This is a genomic window from Vibrio sp. 10N.222.52.B7 (assembly GCF_041474275.1).
Lineage (GTDB): Bacteria > Pseudomonadota > Gammaproteobacteria > Enterobacterales > Vibrionaceae > Vibrio > Vibrio crassostreae_C.
In genome coordinates this window covers 63100-81297 of sequence record NZ_JBFRTU010000075.1, presented here as the reverse complement: position 1 = coordinate 81297, position 18198 = coordinate 63100, and the positions used below count along the sequence as shown (strand labels likewise).

Below are 18198 nucleotides of genomic sequence, written 5' to 3'. Positions count from 1 at the left end.
TAATGAGCTATCAACCACTTTTACTTAACTTTGATGAAGCAGCAGAGCTTCGTAAAGAACTTGGCAAGGATAGCCTTTTAGGTAACGCACTGACTCGCGACATTAAACAAACTGACGCTTACATGGCGGAAGTTGGCATTGAAGTACCTGGTCACGGTGAAGGCGGCGGTTACGAGCACAACCGTCACAAGCAAAACTACATCCATATGGATCTAGCGGGCCGTTTGTTCCTTATCACTGAGGAAACAAAGTACCGTGATTACATCGTTGATATGCTAACAGCGTACGCGACGGTGTACCCAACACTTGAAAGCAACGTAAGCCGTGACTCTAACCCTCCGGGTAAGCTGTTCCACCAAACGTTGAACGAGAACATGTGGATGCTTTACGCTTCTTGTGCGTACAGCTGTATTTACCACACCATTTCTGAAGAGCAAAAGCGTCTGATCGAAGACGATCTTCTTAAGCAAATGATCGAAATGTTCGTTGTGACTTACGCACACGACTTCGATATCGTACACAACCACGGCTTATGGGCTGTGGCAGCGGTAGGTATCTGTGGTTACGCAATCAACGATCAAGAGTCTGTAGACAAAGCGCTTTACGGCCTGAAACTAGACAAAGTAAGCGGCGGTTTCTTAGCACAACTTGACCAACTGTTTTCGCCAGACGGCTACTACATGGAAGGTCCTTACTACCACCGTTTCTCGCTACGTCCAATCTACCTGTTCGCAGAAGCAATTGAACGTCGTCAGCCTGAAGTTGGTATCTATGAATTCAACGACTCAGTGATCAAGACAACGTCGTACTCTGTATTCAAAACAGCATTCCCAGACGGTACATTGCCAGCTCTGAACGATTCATCGAAGACAATCTCTATCAACGATGAAGGCGTTATCATGGCAACGTCTGTGTGTTACCACCGTTACGAGCAGACTGAAACTCTGCTTGGTATGGCTGATCACCAAAAAAATGTTTGGGTTCATGCTTCTGGTAAAACACTGTCTGATGCGGTTGATGCAGCAGACGACATCAAACCATTCAACTGGGGTAGCCTGTTTGTAACAGACGGGCCTGAAGGCGAAAAAGGCGGCGTAAGCATCCTTCGTCACCGTGATGTGCAAGACGACGACACAATGGCGTTGATCTGGTTTGGTCAGCACGGTTCAGACCACCAGTACCATTCTGCGCTAGACCATGGTCACTACGATGGCTTGCACCTAAGCGTATTCAACCGTGGCCACGAAGTGCTGCACGATTACGGCTTCGGTCGTTGGGTAAACGTTGAGCCTAAGTTTGGCGGTCGTTACATCCCGGAGAACAAGTCTTACTGTAAGCAGACGGTTGCTCACAACACAGTAACGGTTGATCAGAAAACGCAGAACAACTTCAACACAGCATTGGCTGAGTCTAAGTTTGGTCAGAAGCACTTCTTCGTAGCAGACGACCAGTCGCTACAAGGTATGAGCGGCACAATTTCTGAGTACTACACTGGCGTAGACATGCAACGCAGCGTGATTCTTGCTGAACTACCTGAGTTCGAAAAACCGCTAGTAATTGATGTGTACCGCATCGAAGCTGACGCTGAGCACCAGTACGACTTACCAGTTCACCACTCGGGTCAAATCATTCGCACTGACTTCGATTACAACATGGAAACAACGCTTAAGCCATTAGGTGAAGACAACGGTTACCAACATTTATGGAACGTTGCTTCAGGCAAAGTGAACGAAGAAGGTTCTCTAGTAAGCTGGCTACATGACAGCAGCTACTACAGCCTAGTAACCAGCGCGAATGCGGGCAGCGAAGTGATTTTTGCTCGCACTGGTGCTAACGATCCAGACTTCAACCTTAAGAGTGAGCCTGCGTTCATCTTACGTCAGTCTGGTCAAAACCACGTGTTTGCTTCTGTACTAGAAACGCATGGTTACTTTAACGAGTCTATCGAAGCCTCTGTAGGCGCTCGTGGTCTAGTTAAATCAGTATCTGTTGTGGGCCATAACAGTGTCGGGACTGTTGTTCGCATTCAGACTACTTCTGGTAACACTTACCACTACGGTATCTCAAACCAAGCTGAAGACACGCAGCAAGCAACTCACACTGTTGAGTTCGCGGGTGAGACATACTCGTGGGAAGGATCATTTGCTCAACTGTAAATGATTAACATACATGCCGTTTAACGATGGCATGTATTGATGTGGTGCTTTGCGGGAACGAAGCATCACATTGAGTTCAGTCGTGATTGCAAATCGTTCGTTGATACCAACAACGACTGAATACATCGGGAATAAGTCAAACCGAGTAACTCACTGCGAGTTGCTCGGTTTTTTTATGTGTGTAAGAAACAGAATAGAACGTTTCAACAAACGAAAAGCCTACTCACTGAGTAGGCTTTGATCCTAACTAACCGTCTATTTGACGTTGTTTTTATTATTTAGATAAGGGCTTTTCTTGCTTTGGCTGCCACCCATTCGGAGAAGATGACCGTCACTAGAATCGCATAGAAAATCACAGTCACTTGAGGCCATGCCAGCATAGCCATCGACTCTTGCAATTTCAAGCCGATACCGCCAGCGCCGACCAAGCCTAAAACTGTAGACTCACGAATATTGATATCCCAACGGAACAAGCTCGTGCCGATGAAGCTTGGCATCACCTGAGGAAGAATGCCGTAGTTCAATACTTGCAGCGCAGAAGCTCCGGTCGATTGGATTGCTGACATCTGTGTTGCGTTCACTTCTTCAATCGCTTCGTACATCAACTTAGCCACGAAGCCAATCGAGCGTAGCGCAATCGCGATAATACCGGCCAGTAACCCTGGGCCGATGATAGCCACTAACAGGAGTGCCCAAATTAATGAGTTGATTGAACGACTTGCCGCAATGATGAACAGTGCGATAGGCCTGATAAACGTTGTGCTTGGCGTTGTGTTGCGTGCGGCTAAGAATGCAACTGGAAACGCGAGTACGATCCCTAACAGTGTGCCAATTGTTGCGATGTTAATGGTGTCCCACAAAGGGCTCCAAAGTGACTCTAAGTAGCTCCATCTTGGTGGCCACATACGTGACGAAATATCAGCAAGTTGATTCGGTGAGTCAGTCACAAAGTACCAAATCGTGTCCTTGTTCATGACTTGCCATGCAAAAACCGTTAGCGCAACAAAGCAAAGCCAGCCAAGCCAAAGCATAAGGCTCTGTTTACTGTCGTAACGCTGCCATTGGGTACGATTCATGGCGCTTGTAGAGGTGTCATTTAGCGTGCTCATTGGTCGTTCCTTACTGCACATGCTTGCGGATAATGGTCGATAGGTATTCACACAACATCACAATCACAATAATAATCAATAGAATAGCGGCCGCTGCGCTGTATTCGTAACGGTCCATTGCGGTGTTCAATGTAGCACCGATACCCCCTGCGCCAACAATGCCAATTACCGCTGACTCTCGGAAGTTGATGTCGAGTCGGTACATCGAAAGCCCGATAAAGCGTGGCATTACCTGCGCTTGAATCGCATAGTTCACTTGTTGTAACCAACTTGCGCCAGTTGCGCGCATTGCGGTGAGTGGTGCTGGGTCGATGGCTTCAATTTCATCGGCAAACAATTTCGCGAGAAAGCCGATGGTTGCGAAGGTCAGCGTGACAAAACCCGCAAACGTACCAAAGCCAAACAGAGCCACACACAGAATCGCAACGATGATCTCTTGTAAGCTACGAGCGATCGAAATAAACGCACGGCAGAATAGATAAACGGGAGTAGGGGCAAGGTTTTTGGCTGCGCCTAATCCGAATGGGATTGAAAGAAGGACACCCGCCACGGTTGATGTCAGGGTCATGGTTAAACTCTCAATCAAACCTTGTGAGATGTTGTTCCATCGGCCACCAAAATCTGGGTTCATGAAAGCCAAAATGAACTGCCAGCCGCGTTCGCTGCCTTCGTAAATTCGAGTCCAGTTGACGTGTACCGATTGAGTCGCAAGGTACAAGTAAACCGCGACAATGATGATTAAGCTCCAGCGTAACCATGGGCTAGAAATCAGTGGCGGCTTTGTCCACTGTGTCGGGTATTGTTTGGAATTCTGTTTTCCTGACTTTAAATGTTGTTGTGCTGACTTTAAATGCTGATGAGCTTGATTTGGATATGGTTGAGTCATATTGTTGCCTCAGACAGGCGAGGACTTGTGATGATGAGGTCATCGGCTTCTTCTTCTGCTTGTTGACTCCAGTCTTCTTCACCGTAGATTTGCGTTAAAACATATTCAGTGAGCAGGTTTGGTTTGTCATCAAATACGACACAACCTGCATTTAAGCCGACAACACGGTCAACAAACTGCTTTGCTAATTGAACATCGTGAATATTGATGATGGCAGGGAGCTGTTGCTCTGAACAAATCTCACTGATCAGTCGCATGATTTGGCGCGCTGTACGTGGATCAAGTGCGGTCGTTGGTTCATCAATCAACAGTAATTTCGGTTTCTGAGCAAGTGCACGTGCAATACCAACACGTTGACGCTGACCACCCGACAGAGCATCGGCCCTTTTATTGGCGTGTTCTAATAACCCAACACGGTCGAGTAGCGCATAAGCGGCTTGGATATCTGACTTTGGGAAACGACGAGTAAAGCTCTGCCAGAAGTTCACGTAACCCAAACGCCCTGAAAGTACGTTTTCCATCACCGTTAAACGCTCAATCAGCGCGTACTCTTGGAAAATCATCCCGATTTCACGGCGTGATTGTCTCAGTTGTCGCTTAGACAGCGTTTCTAGATTGGTATTGGAAAAGATCACTTCGCCGCTGGTGGGCTCGGTGAGCCGATTAATACAACGGATAAGCGTTGATTTACCCGCACCAGATGGACCAATTAAACCAACCACTTCACCGGCATTGACCGACAAGCTAACGTTGGTAAGGGCTTTATCAGAACTGGAGTAGTGCTTGGTAAGCCCTTTAAGGGTAAGAGTAGACATAGAATTCCTATAAGAGCGGTGTACTAAGAGTTCGCCTGAGACAGGCATGGAAAGTAAACCGGAAAGAGTGGTGAATAACTGCAGGCGATTACACCTGCAGTTAGTTTTATCGGTGTGTGATTGGCTTTTTAGTTCGGTTGAACTTAGCTACACGTGTAAGAGACTTTGTTTGCCGTATCGATAGTGCGGATCACTTCCCAGTGCTCTTGGTAAGTGATCGGAACGAACTTCGCTTCACCGTTACGCTCAAATTCTTCTTGAAGCTTTGTGCCTTCCCAGTCGAAAGTGAAGAACGCTTTTTGAATCTTCTCTTGAAGCTCTGGTGTTAGGTTGTGCGCTGTGCCGTAAGCTGTTGTTGGGAAGGTTTGTGACTTGTAGATGCTCTTGATTTGACCTTCTTTCACGACTTCACGTGAAAGCATACGGTTCAATACTGAGTTAGCGACGGCTGCTGCGTCATAATCTTTGTGTGCCACACCCAAAATAGAGTTGTCGTGCGCGCCAGAGAAAGCCGGTTTGAAATCACGTTCAGGTTGAAGCTGGTATTCAGCATCCAGAATCGCAGAAGGGGCTTTGAAACCAGAGTTTGACGTTTGCGATGTGAATGCTAGGTTTTTGCCTTTTAGGTCTTCAACCTTTTCGATGCCTGAACCTGGGTGCGTGATGATTTCCATTTCGTAACCGAAAGAGCCATCTTCAGCCGTCATCATGGTGAATGGAGCAAAGCCAGCACAGTTAACTGCTAGTGGCGTTGAACCTGTGTTGAAACCTGCGATATGCAGACGACCTGAACGCATTGCTTCAATTTGAGCTGCGTTATTTTGAACAGGGAAGAAACGAACCGTTTTTTCCGTTGTTTTTTCAAGGTGGCTCAAAAACTCGCTCCACACATCAGCGTATACTGCTGGATCTTCAACTGGCGTGTAAGCAAAAATTAGCGTGTTTGGATCCACCCATTGTGATTCATCTTGAGGTACATCGGCGACCAAGTTACCAGAGCGGTCTTCGTATCGTGTATCCATTGCTAATGCAGAACCAGAAAAAATCAGCGCAGCAGTAATAGCGCTCTTAAGCGTGAGATTTGTTTTTGTCGGTTTCATTATTTCAGTCCAATTGAGTGATTTTTTGGGAAGGGAGTATAGAAATCGAGGATGACAGAACCGATGCGTTTTGATGACGGATTTATGAATGGTGTAACATAATGTTTCTAGCTGTGTGGAGTTAGATGCTTTATAAGTGTTTGATTCATTGAGTAAATTAATAGAACGCGACTCGTTGCTAATTTACTCAATTGGCGCTAGGTTGAAATCCTGTTATAGTGATCCTTAAATAATACATAAACATAACATATAAAATAAGTGAACTTATGGTTAGCACTTTTAATTCAATCTCGGGCTCGAAGCGCAGCCTGCACGTGCAAGTAGCGCGTGAAATCGCTCGTGGAATCTTGTCTGGTGAACTGCCACAAGGTTCTATTATTCCTGGTGAAATGGCGCTGTGTGAACAGTTTGGTATCAGCCGTACGGCACTTCGTGAAGCAGTTAAACTACTGACTTCTAAAGGCCTGTTAGAGTCCCGCCCGAAAATCGGTACTCGTGTAGTGGATCGCGCATACTGGAACTTTCTTGATCCTCAACTGATTGAATGGATGGATGGTCTAACCGACATAGACCAATTCTGTTCTCAGTTTTTAGGCCTTCGCCGTGCGATTGAACCAGAAGCGTGTGCATTAGCTGCAAAATTTGCGACTGCTGAGCAACGTATCGAGCTTTCAGAGATCTTCCAGAAGATGGTAGAAGTGGATGCTGCTGAAGTATTTGACCAAGAAAGTTGGACAAACATCGACATTCGTTTCCACAGCTTGATCTTCAATGCAACAGGTAACGATTTCTACCTGCCATTCGGCAATATTCTGACGACCATGTTCGTTAACTTCATCGTGCACTCTTCTGAAGAGGGCAGCACATGTATCAATGAACACCGTAGAATCTATGAAGCGATTATGGCTGGCGACAGTGAAAAAGCTCGTACAATGTCAGCGGCTCACTTGCAAGATGCTAACCACCGTTTAGCCACTGCAAGCTAAACACGGTTTTCAACTTCATTTGAACCAGTCAAAAAGGTATGCCAAGTGCATGCCTTTTTTGTTTTTAGAAAGCGTGTTGCACCATGTGTGGCACTGTTTTGGTTCACCCCCGCTTAACTCCTTCTTAAGTCAGTTCCTTCTTGTATACGCCTAGCGGTCGTTCTCTTTACCATCAAAATAAAAATAATATTACGCTCGATATTCGTTTTAGACACTCGAGCTCCCCCCAAATAATTATGCGTCATCCATGATTTTTCATTTTTGTATATTTTTAATCCGCCATCGTTTGAACAGGATATGCCGCTTCAATATGGATTAATTTAAGTTGAATTCTAATGAAATTGTCCACTCTCAATAGATAAAAACACTGGTTTATTGTGTGATAAATGAGGGGGATTTAGCTCGGATTTGGCTTTTATTATTTTTGAGAATTTTATATTTATATGTGTTTGGTTGTATTTGTTAATAAGTGTGCAAAGTCTCGCTTTTTTATAAGTCTTTGATTTTAATGGGTGTGATGTTCTTTGGTCTTGGTTTTTTGAGTTTTCATCTCAAATGCCAGTAATTTCCTTAATGGATTGGCCATATTCCATCCTATGTCATATATATAATTAACTTAATCAATCAAAATAAGATCGCCATCACTTATTTGGATTATTGTACTACAAATAAAGTTTGAGATTTCCTATAGTCCTCGTAACAAAATACAACGGACAAAGGATACACGATGGAACTCAACACGATTATTGTCGGCATTTATTTCCTATTCTTGATTGCGATAGGTTGGATGTTTAGAACATTTACAAGTACCACCAGTGACTACTTCCGCGGGGGCGGTAACATGTTGTGGTGGATGGTTGGTGCAACCGCCTTTATGACCCAGTTTAGTGCATGGACATTCACCGGTGCGGCAGGTAAAGCGTATAACGATGGTTTTGCAGTAGCGGTCATCTTCGTAGCCAACGCATTTGGTTACTTCATGAACTTCGCATATTTTGCTCCAAAGTTCCGTCAACTACGTGTAGTAACGGTAATCGAAGCAATTCGTATGCGTTTCGGTGCGACTAACGAACAAGTGTTCACTTGGTCTTCAATGCCAAACAGTGTTGTTTCTGCCGGTGTATGGTTAAACGCACTAGCAATCATCGCTTCTGGTATCTTCGGTTTCGACATGACAGCAACTATCTGGATTACCGGTTTGGTTGTATTGGCAATGTCTGTAACGGGTGGTTCATGGGCGGTAATTGCATCTGACTTTATGCAGATGGTTATCATCATGGCAGTAACCGTGACATGTGCTGTTGTTGCTGTTGTTCAAGGTGGCGGTGTTGGTGAAATCGTGAATAACTTCCCTGTAGCGGAAGGCGGTTCTTTCCTTTCTGGTAACAACATTAACTACTTAAGCATCTTCAGCATTTGGGCATTCTTCATCTTCGTGAAGCAGTTCTCTATTACTAACAACATGCTTAACTCTTACCGTTACCTAGCGGCTAAAGACTCAAAGAACGCGAAGAAAGCGGCGCTACTAGCGTGTGTGCTAATGCTTTGTGGTGTATTTATCTGGTTCATGCCTTCTTGGTACATTGCAGGTCAAGGTGTCGACCTAGCAGCAGCTTACCCAGAAGCAGGTAAGAAAGCGGGTGACTTTGCCTACCTATACTTCGTACAAGAGTACATGCCAGCAGGTATGGTTGGCCTTCTAGTTGCGGCGATGTTTGCAGCGACAATGTCTTCAATGGATTCTGGTCTAAACCGTAACTCGGGTATCTTTGTTAAGAACTTCTATGAACCAATCGTTCGTAAAGGTACGGCTAGCGAAAAAGAGCTAGTAACGGTTTCTAAGATTACTTCTGCCGTGTTTGGTATTGCGATCATCCTTATTGCACAGTTCATCAACTCGCTTAAAGGTTTGAGCCTGTTCGATACAATGATGTATGTAGGCGCACTTATCGGCTTCCCAATGACAATTCCTGCATTCCTTGGCTTCTTTATTAAGAAGACTCCAGACTGGGCTGGTTGGGGTACGCTAGTGGTTGGTGGTTTTGTTTCTTACTACGTAGGTTTCGTTGTTAACGCTGAAATGGTGTCTTCAATCTTCGGTCTAGAAGAGCTAACAAGCCGTGAATGGTCTGATGTTAAGGTTGCTATCGGTCTGATTGCTCACATTACGCTGACAGGTGGTTTCTTCATCCTATCAACTCTGTTCTACAAGCCATTAACTGAGAAGCGTCAAGCAGACGTTGATAAGTTCTTCGGCAACCTGTCTACTCCATTAGTTGCTGAGTCAGCAGAACAGAAAGTACTGGATAACAAACAGCGTGAAATGCTTGGTAAACTGATTGCGGTAGCGGGTGTCGGTATCATGCTAATGGCTCTACTTACTAACCCAATGTGGGGACGTCTAGTCTTCATCCTTTGTGGTGTGATTGTTGGTGGTGTTGGTGTGTTATTGGTTAAAGCGGTCGATGACGGCGGAAAGCAAGCGAAAGCAGTAACCGAAAGCTAATATAGATAAAACGATTATAATAGAATGCGACGACTCGAAAGGGCGTCGCATTTTTTTGCTCTGTGCAACGGAAAAACCGTCAGGTGGAAGATATCTGACCTAAATCACGAAAACTGTACAAAATGGTTCAATCGAATCGAAATATATTCAATTGTCCTACAATAAGACGTATATTATTGCTAATTCCTTTCAATCAACTTGAAAAATAAGTGAGTTAGAATGAGCGACCAAAAATCTCTTGATGCAATCAGGAAGATGAAGCTGGAGAATGATACTTCAGCAGGTAATCTTGTAGACCTACTCCCTATCGAAGTTCAAACACGCGACTTCGACCTATCATTCCTAGACAACTTGAGCGAAGCACGTCCACGTCTTCTTGTTCAAGCAGATCAGTTAGAAGAATTCAAAGCGAAAGTGAAAGCTGATGAAGCTCACTGCATGTTTGATGACTTCTACAACAACTCGACAGTTAAGTTCCTTGAGACTGCTCCTTTCGAAGAGCCTCAAGCGTACCCTGCTGAGACGGTAGGTAAAGCTTCTCTATGGCGTCCTTACTGGCGTCAAATGTACGTTGATTGCCAAATGGCACTGAACGCGACACGTAACCTAGCAATTGCTGGTGTTGTGAAAGAAGACGAAGCGCTCATTGCTAAAGCAAAAGCTTGGACTCTAAAACTGTCTACGTACGATCCAGAAGGCGTGACTTCTCGTGGCTATAACGATGAAGCGGCTTTCCGTGTTATCGCGGCTATGGCTTGGGGTTACGACTGGCTACACGGCTACTTCACAGATGAAGAACGTCAGCAAGTTCAAGATGCTTTGATTGAGCGTCTAGACGAAATCATGCACCACCTGAAAGTGACGGTTGATCTATTGAACAACCCACTGAACAGCCACGGTGTTCGTTCTATCTCTTCTGCTATCATCCCAACGTGTATCGCGCTTTACCACGATCACCCGAAAGCAGGCGAGTACATTGCATACGCTCTAGAATACTACGCAGTACACTACCCACCATGGGGCGGTGTAGACGGCGGTTGGGCTGAAGGTCCTGACTACTGGAACACACAAACTGCATTCCTAGGCGAAGCATTCGATCTATTGAAAGCATACTGTGGCGTAGACATGTTTAACAAAACATTCTACGAAAACACAGGTGATTTCCCGCTTTACTGCATGCCTGTTCACTCTAAGCGCGCGAGCTTCTGTGACCAGTCTTCAATCGGTGATTTCCCAGGTCTAAAACTGGCTTACAACATTAAGCACTACGCAGGTGTTAACCAGAAGCCTGAGTACGTTTGGTACTACAACCAACTGAAAGGCCGTGATACTGAAGCGCACACAAAATTCTACAACTTCGGTTGGTGGGACTTCGGTTACGACGATCTTCGCTTTAACTTCCTTTGGGATGCACCTGAAGAGAAAGCACCATCGAATGACCCACTGTTGAAAGTATTCCCAATCACGGGTTGGGCTGCATTCCACAACAAGATGACTGAGCGTGATAACCATATTCACATGGTATTCAAATGTTCTCCGTTTGGCTCAATCAGCCACTCTCACGGTGACCAAAACGCATTCACGTTGCATGCATTCGGTGAAACGCTAGCGTCAATCACTGGCTACTACGGTGGTTTCGGTGTTGATATGCACACGAAATGGCGTCGTCAAACGTTCTCTAAGAACCTTCCACTATTTGGCGGTAAAGGTCAGTATGGCGAGAACAAGAATACAGGCTACGAAAACCATCAAGATCGCTTCTGTATCGAAGCGGGCGGCAACATCTCTGATTTCGACACTGAATCTGATGTGAAGATGGTTGAAGGTGATGCGACAGCGTCTTACAAGTACTTCGTTCCTGAAATTGAATCTTACAAGCGTAAGGTCTGGTTTGTTCAAGGTAAAGTATTCGTAATGCAAGACAAGGCAACGCTTTCTGAAGAGAAAGACATGACTTGGCTAATGCATACAACTTTCGCAAACGACGTGGCAGACAAGTCTTTCACTATCCGTGGCGAAGTTGCGCACCTAGACGTAAACTTCATCAACGAGTCTGCTGATAACATCACGTCAGTTAAGAATGTTGAAGGTTTTGGCGAAGTTGACCCATACGAGTTCAAAGATCTTGAAATCCACCGTCACGTTGAAGTGGAATTCAAGCCATCGAAAGAGCACAACATCCTGACCCTTCTTGTTCCTAATAAGAACGAAGGCGAGCAAGTTGAAGTGTCTCACAAGCTTGAAGGCAACACGCTAATGCTAAATGTTGATGGTGAAACGGTTTCAATCGAACTGTAATTCGCTGAAGCAACAGAAGCTAGATACTAAAAACTCCGAGTGAAAGCTCGGAGTTTTTTTGTTTGCACAGAACAGGCAGTAGCCTACGAGGTGGGAAGAGGTTGCGTTGGTTAGTTAGAGGCTAAGTAGCAAGAGTGCCAGGCTTAGTAAGTGGCGACAAAACTTGGTTTAAAACCCGTGTTCAGTAAACCTTACTAAGGCTAGGGCAGTGACTGTCTTCCAATAATTTGTCAACTACTGACAGTGGGCAGCCTTAATCTTGTCTGAAAAAAGGGACGGCAGGTTAATAATCGTTATTGGAGTGGCTTATTCTCATTAATCGTATGACATTTAGAGTGCATTATTTCATCAATAGGTTATTTTTTGATTGGGATATCGCTCTTGTAAGTACAAAGCGTGACCATATTTTCTCGTAAAGTGAATCCCCGTCACAACTTGCGTCTAAGCATTGAAGGATTACCCTAAAACTATTGCGTAACGGAAAAGACGTCGTTATTATAATGACCATATAATCATACAATACTATATTTGGAGTTTGAACATGACTAAACCTGTAATCGGTTTCATTGGCCTAGGTCTTATGGGCGGCAACATGGTTGAAAACCTACAAAAGCGCGGCTACCACGTAAACGTAATGGATCTAAGCGCTGAAGCTGTTGCTCGCGTTACAGATCGCGGCAATGCGACTGCATTCACTTCTGCTAAAGAACTAGCTGCTGCAAGTGACATCGTTCAGTTTTGTCTTACAACTTCAGCTGTTGTTGAAAAAATCGTTTACGGCGAAGACGGCGTTCTAGCTGGCATCAAAGAAGGCGCAGTATTAGTAGACTTCGGTACTTCTATCCCTGCTTCTACTAAGAAAATCGGCGCAGCTCTAGCTGAAAAAGGCGCGGGCATGATCGACGCACCTCTAGGCCGTACTCCTGCACACGCTAAAGATGGTCTTCTGAACATCATGGCTGCTGGCGACATGGAAACTTTCAACAAAGTTAAACCTGTTCTTGAAGAGCAAGGCGAAAACGTATTCCACCTAGGTGCTCTAGGTTCTGGTCACGTTACTAAGCTTGTAAACAACTTCATGGGTATGACGACTGTTGCGACTATGTCTCAAGCTTTCGCTGTTGCTCAACGCGCTGGTGTTGATGGCCAACAACTGTTTGACATCATGTCTGCAGGTCCATCTAACTCACCATTCATGCAATTCTGTAAGTTCTACGCAGTAGACGGCGAAGAGAAGCTAGGTTTCTCTGTTGCTAACGCTAACAAAGATCTTGGTTACTTCCTTGCTCTTTGTGAAGAGCTAGGTACTGAGTCTCTAATTGCTCAAGGTACTGCAACTAGCCTACAAGCTGCTGTTGACGCAGGAATGGGTAACAACGACGTACCAGTAATCTTCGACTACTTCGCTAAACTAGAGAAGTAATCGACGTACGACCTCGCTAGGGTATTGCCTGTCTTTTTAGGCGGCGATACCTCAGCGAGGTTCGTTTTTATCTGCCATACCCAACCCTTTGTTCCCTCGTTAAACTCTTCTACTTCTACTTCCTCAGCTACACCTACTCAAAACTCTGTTCAACTTTGTTACTGCCTCAATTCCTATTTTTGTTTCTATATCTATATCTATATCTATTTGTAAATTCAAAGCCTTCTAGCACCAACTCACTCACTTTTCCTCGCAAGCTTAAACCAGTGCACTTAACTGATTGTTGGCGATGGCTTAACACCGCTCGTATATCGGGTCTGAAAAGAAAGTAAAAAAAACCCACACAGCTGGTGACTGTATGGGTATGTTCGGACGAGCCGTCTGGAAAAACAAATGATCAATAGAAAGTGAAAAAACGAATAACGAGATCCCCCGACAGTTTCTACGTTAAACGAGTTCAATGACCTTAAAGCGGCTGCTTCAATTATCACTTTGAACTGAACAAAAGCATCCAGAAAGAACTTAAGTTATGATTCAAATACACCATAACTTAAGGCTTATTGTATTACAAATAAATTTTAAGATTGAATGCCTTGAGTGAATGGTTGGTTAGTGAAAATGTGACCTAAGGCTCACTTTCCTAGTCAGGTGACCGAAAGTGATATGAATAATTTGAGTGGAGGCATTATCGGCGAAGTTGTGAGGTAATCATCTGAAAGTTGATCATTTTTAATTGGTTAATTATTCCTTTCTAATCATGTTAAAAGTTCAAACTCATAAATGATACCTATGTCACAGGGTGATTTTAACCAGTTTTGATATGTCAAGATTGCTCACAGAAAGTGCAGTAAATTAAACATACAATATTAATTAAATTGATGGTTGTGACGATGGAACGGCATGAACAAGTTTTGCTTCCCGTATCTTCGAATATCTAAAAAATGACCATTTCATTCGGATAAAAATAATAGACATAGGTTGATATGGATTATGAGTTTTATGAATTCAAAATTGTCTCTAGGGTTTAAAGGAAAATTGATTTTAATGGTGGCGATCGTCAGTTCCAGTGCCTTGGCATTTACGAACTGGTTCACGCTTAACTTGGCGACTGATCAAGTAAACCAAACGATTTATAACGAGATTGATCACTCGTTAACGATAGAAATTAATCAAATAGAAAATACCGTTCAGCGCACCATCGATACCGTTAACTCTGTTGCACAAGAGTTCATGAAATCCCCATACCAAGTGCCGAATGAAGCACTCATGCATTATGCTGCAAAGCTGGGTGGCATTGACAAGATTGTGGTGGGTTTTGACGACGGCCGTTCTTATACCTCTCGCCCTTCAGAGTCTTTTCCTAACGGTGTAGGGATAAAAGAAAAATACAATCCAACCGTTCGACCTTGGTATCAACAAGCCAAATTGAAATCAGGCTTATCTTTTAGTGATCTGTTTTTCACTAAGAGTACTCAAGTGCCTATGATCGGTGTGACCTACTCATACCAAGATCGTGTCATCATGGCCGACATACGTTTTGACGATTTGGAAACTCAGCTTAAACAGCTGGACAGTATCTACGAAGCCAAAGGCATTATTATCGACGAGAAAGGGATGGTGGTCGCTTCAACAGTCGAAAACGTACTTCCGCAAAGCAATATATCTTCTGCAGATACTCAGATGAGACTCAATAGTGCCATTGAACAGCCTGACCAATTCATTGAGGGTGTGATTGATGGCAACCAGAGAATTTTGATGGCCAAGAAAGTGGATATTGGCAGCCAGAAAGAATGGTACATGATATCTAGTATCGATCCTGAACTCGCGCTCAATCAGTTGAATGGCGTGATGTCGAGTGCGCGTATCCTTATCGTGGCATGTGTGCTTGGCTCGGTGATATTGATGATTTTACTGCTGAATCGCTTCTACCGCCCAATCGTGTCACTGAGAAAAATCGTCCACGATCTATCTCAAGGTAACGGAGACCTGACTCAAAGGCTTGTTGAGAGGGGGAATGATGACTTAGGGCATATCGCCAAAGACATCAACTTGTTCATCATTGGTCTGCAAGAGATGGTTAAGGACGTCAAATTTAAGAACTCGGATCTCGATACTAAGGTACTGAGTATTCGTGAAGGTTGTAAAGAAACCAGCGATGTACTGAAAGTTCACACTGATGAAACGGTTCAAGTGGTCTCTGCAATTAACGGCTTATCTGAAGCATCAAACGAAGTCGAGAAGAGTTCTCAGTCGGCGGCAGAAGCAGCAAGAGAGGCCGCTGTGTTCAGTGATGAGACGAAACAAATTAACACCGTGACGGAAACCTATATCAGTGATCTTGAGAAGCAAGTCTGCACCACCTCTGATGATATTCGCTCAATGGCGAATGAAACGCAGAGCATCCAGTCTATCGTGTCTGTGATTGGAGGAATTGCGGAACAAACTAATTTGCTGGCATTGAATGCGTCAATTGAAGCGGCGAGAGCGGGTGAGCATGGCCGAGGTTTCGCGGTGGTTGCTGATGAAGTCCGTGCGTTAGCCAACCGAACTCAAATCAGTACTTCTGAAATTGATGAAGCGCTGTCTGGCTTGCAGTCTAAATCAGATGGTTTGGTTAAATCGATTGAGTTGACCAAAAGTAACTGTGAAATGACGCGTGCCCAAGTGGTTCAAGCGGTAAATATGTTGGCCAAGCTAACGGAACAGATGGAAACGGTAAGTCGTTTTAATAACGATATTTCGGGTTCGTCTGTTGAGCAGAACGCCCTTATTCAGAGCATTGCTAAGAACATGCATAAGATTGAAAGCTTTGTTGAGGAGCTTAATAAGCTAAGCCAAGATCAGTTGATTGAATCAGCAGAAATCAAAACACTTAACGGCAGCGTTAGTGACTTGATGAGCAGCTTTAAGGTTTAACTTTTCTAATATTTATATTTAAAAATCAACATACTAAGTTTAGTTGTTGATCTGAGAGCCACTCAATAGCTTGCGAGTTTAGAGTGGCCTTTCTGCGTTTTTCTTGAGTCTAACTCTACGCAATACTCATTCATCCCACTTCATTTGCCGCATCTCACATTCTGATAAATATATAATTGACATAAAATAGTACAAATATACATTGTCACTCTATTCTTATGGATAAGTGAGATAAATGTGAATAAGCCAATCTTCGTCGTAGTACTCGCTTCGCTTACGTATGGCTGCGGTGGAAGCAGCTCCAGTGACAGCAGTGATCCTTCCGATACCAATAACCCAGGAATGCCCGCTGGTGTTGTTGCTCCCTATGATATTACCAAGTATCAAAACATCCTTTCCAGCTCAGATCTTCAGGTCTCTGATCCTAATGGAGAGGAGGGCAATAAAACCTCTGAAGTCAAAGATGGTAACTTCGATGGTTATGTCAGTGATTATTTTTATGCTGATAAAGAGACGGAAAATCTTATCTTCAAAATGACGAACTACAAGATGCGTTCTGAGGTTCGTGAGGGAGAAAACTTCGATATCAATGAAACGGGTGTAAGACGAAGCTTGTATGCGGAAATAAGCTTACCTGATATCGAGCATGCAATGGCGAGTTCACCTGCCGACCATGATGAAGTGACGTTGCTGCAGATACACAATAAGGGGACTGATGAGAGTGGTACGGGTTATATCCCTCATCCGCTATTGCGTGTGGTTTGGGAGCAAGAACGAGATGGCCTCACAGGTCACTACTGGGCAGTCATGAAAAACAATGCCATTGATTGTAGCAGCGCTGCTGACTCTTCGGATTGTTATGCCACGTCATACAATCGCTACGATTTAGGTGAGGCGGAATTGGACAGTTTTACCAAATTTGATCTTTCTGTTTATGAGAACACACTGTCGCTCAAAGTGAATGATGAAGTAAAAGTGAATCAAGACATCGCTTACTGGCAGCATTTATTGAGCTACTTCAAAGCGGGTATCTATAACCAATTTGAGAATGGTGAAGCGATTGCTTACTATCAGGCGTTGAGATACACCACGACTCAAATCGATGGATCAAACGATTGGGACATTAATGATTGGAAGCTGACTATTCCACCGAGTAAGAATGATTGGTATGGAAGCGGTGGTGACAGTGCTGCTGAGTTAGAACCAGAACGTTGTGAATCGAGTAAAGATCTTCTTTCAAATGACAGCGATGTGTACGACAGTGATATTGATCTTTCTTACTTCAATACTGATGAAGGAAGAATGCACTTTAGAGCGGATATGGGATACGGCACCTCTACCCAAAACTCTAGCTATATTCGCTCTGAGCTCAGGGAGTTGTATCAAAGCAGTGTTCAACCGGATTGTAGCACCAGCGATGAAGATACAAGTTGGTATTTGGACGACACTAGAACGAACGCTACCAGTCACGAGTTAACCGCAAGCTTGCGAATTGAAGATTACCCGAACATCAACAATCAAGATCCAAAAGTGGTACTTGGACAAATTCATGGTTGGAAGATCAATCAAGCATTGGTGAAACTGTTATGGGAAGGCGAGAGTAAGCCAGTAAGAGTGATACTGAACTCTGATTTTGAGCGCAACAACCAAGACTGTGATCATTGTGACCCGTTCAGTGTCGAGTTAGGGACTTATTCGGCAAGTGAAGAGTGGCGATATACGATTCGAGCCAATCAAGAAGGTATCTACTTGGCGACTCATGATTTAGATGGAACCAACACCGTTTCTCATTTAATCCCTTGGGGACAAGATTACACAGATAAAAATGGGGACACGGTCTCGTTGACGTCAGATTGGACATCGACAGACATCGCTTTCTATTTCAAAGCGGGCATCTATCCGCAGTTTAAGCCTGATAGCGACTATGTGGGTGAAGTGTTTGATGTGAGCTTTAGTTCTCTAAGAGCAGAGCATAACTGAGTTCTCTGATGTTTGATGAGCCA

The 18198-nt window shown here is 44.2% G+C and carries 11 protein-coding genes; 7 read left to right on the top strand and 4 right to left on the bottom strand.

Annotation, left to right across the window (positions count from 1 at the left end; translation table 11 throughout):
• Positions 1–2 precede the first annotated feature (2 nt).
• A complete protein-coding gene (locus AB4512_RS18330) occupies positions 3–2156 on the top strand; it encodes a heparinase II/III family protein (protein ID WP_017072460.1) in 2154 nt (717 codons plus the stop codon).
• A gap of 278 nt (positions 2157–2434) precedes the next feature.
• Here AB4512_RS18330 and phnE (AB4512_RS18325) read toward each other — a convergent pair whose 3' ends face one another.
• From phnE (AB4512_RS18325) to phnD, 4 genes are all read right to left on the bottom strand, one after another.
• Positions 2435–3265 (bottom strand): phosphonate ABC transporter, permease protein PhnE, encoded by an 831-nt coding sequence (gene phnE, locus AB4512_RS18325; protein WP_372175309.1) that lies wholly within the window; start codon positions 3263–3265, stop codon positions 2435–2437.
• Positions 3266–3275: 10 nt separating this feature from the next.
• Positions 3276–4151: a phosphonate ABC transporter, permease protein PhnE gene (phnE, locus tag AB4512_RS18320; protein ID WP_017072462.1), complete on the bottom strand. Its 876-nt coding sequence runs from the start codon at positions 4149–4151 to the stop codon at positions 3276–3278.
• Positions 4148–4966: a phosphonate ABC transporter ATP-binding protein gene (phnC, locus tag AB4512_RS18315; RefSeq protein WP_372175308.1), complete on the bottom strand. Its 819-nt coding sequence runs from the start codon at positions 4964–4966 to the stop codon at positions 4148–4150. The genes phnE (AB4512_RS18320) and phnC overlap by 4 nt, the downstream gene beginning before the upstream one ends.
• A gap of 143 nt (positions 4967–5109) precedes the next feature.
• Positions 5110–6066, bottom strand: a complete 957-nt coding sequence (gene phnD, locus AB4512_RS18310; RefSeq protein ID WP_372175307.1) for a phosphate/phosphite/phosphonate ABC transporter substrate-binding protein — start codon at positions 6064–6066, stop codon at positions 5110–5112.
• A gap of 266 nt (positions 6067–6332) precedes the next feature.
• On the opposite strand from phnD, the gene AB4512_RS18305 reads away from it, so the two are divergent.
• The 6 genes from AB4512_RS18305 to AB4512_RS18280 all read left to right on the top strand — a co-directional run bounded on the left by AB4512_RS18305 (position 6333) and on the right by AB4512_RS18280 (position 18175).
• The gene (locus AB4512_RS18305; protein WP_017069949.1) at positions 6333–7052 is read left to right on the top strand and encodes a FadR/GntR family transcriptional regulator; all 720 of its coding nucleotides are present in this window, start codon (positions 6333–6335) and stop codon (positions 7050–7052) included.
• Positions 7053–7779: 727 nt separating this feature from the next.
• A complete protein-coding gene (locus tag AB4512_RS18300; protein ID WP_017061477.1) occupies positions 7780–9558 on the top strand; it encodes a sodium:solute symporter family transporter in 1779 nt (592 codons plus the stop codon).
• A 219-nt stretch (positions 9559–9777) separates the two neighbouring features.
• On the top strand, positions 9778–11856 hold the full coding sequence (locus tag AB4512_RS18295) for a DUF4962 domain-containing protein (RefSeq protein WP_102394655.1): 2079 nt from the start codon (positions 9778–9780) through the stop codon (positions 11854–11856).
• 541 nt (positions 11857–12397) lie between these two features.
• Positions 12398–13279, top strand: a complete 882-nt coding sequence (locus AB4512_RS18290; RefSeq protein WP_004733521.1) for an NAD(P)-dependent oxidoreductase — start codon at positions 12398–12400, stop codon at positions 13277–13279.
• Between the two features lie 1044 nt (positions 13280–14323).
• Positions 14324–16195, top strand: a complete 1872-nt coding sequence (locus AB4512_RS18285; protein WP_372175311.1) for a methyl-accepting chemotaxis protein — start codon at positions 14324–14326, stop codon at positions 16193–16195.
• Between the two features lie 237 nt (positions 16196–16432).
• On the top strand, positions 16433–18175 hold the full coding sequence (locus tag AB4512_RS18280; protein ID WP_372175306.1) for a polysaccharide lyase family 7 protein: 1743 nt from the start codon (positions 16433–16435) through the stop codon (positions 18173–18175).
• The last annotated feature ends 23 nt before the right edge of the window (positions 18176–18198 follow it).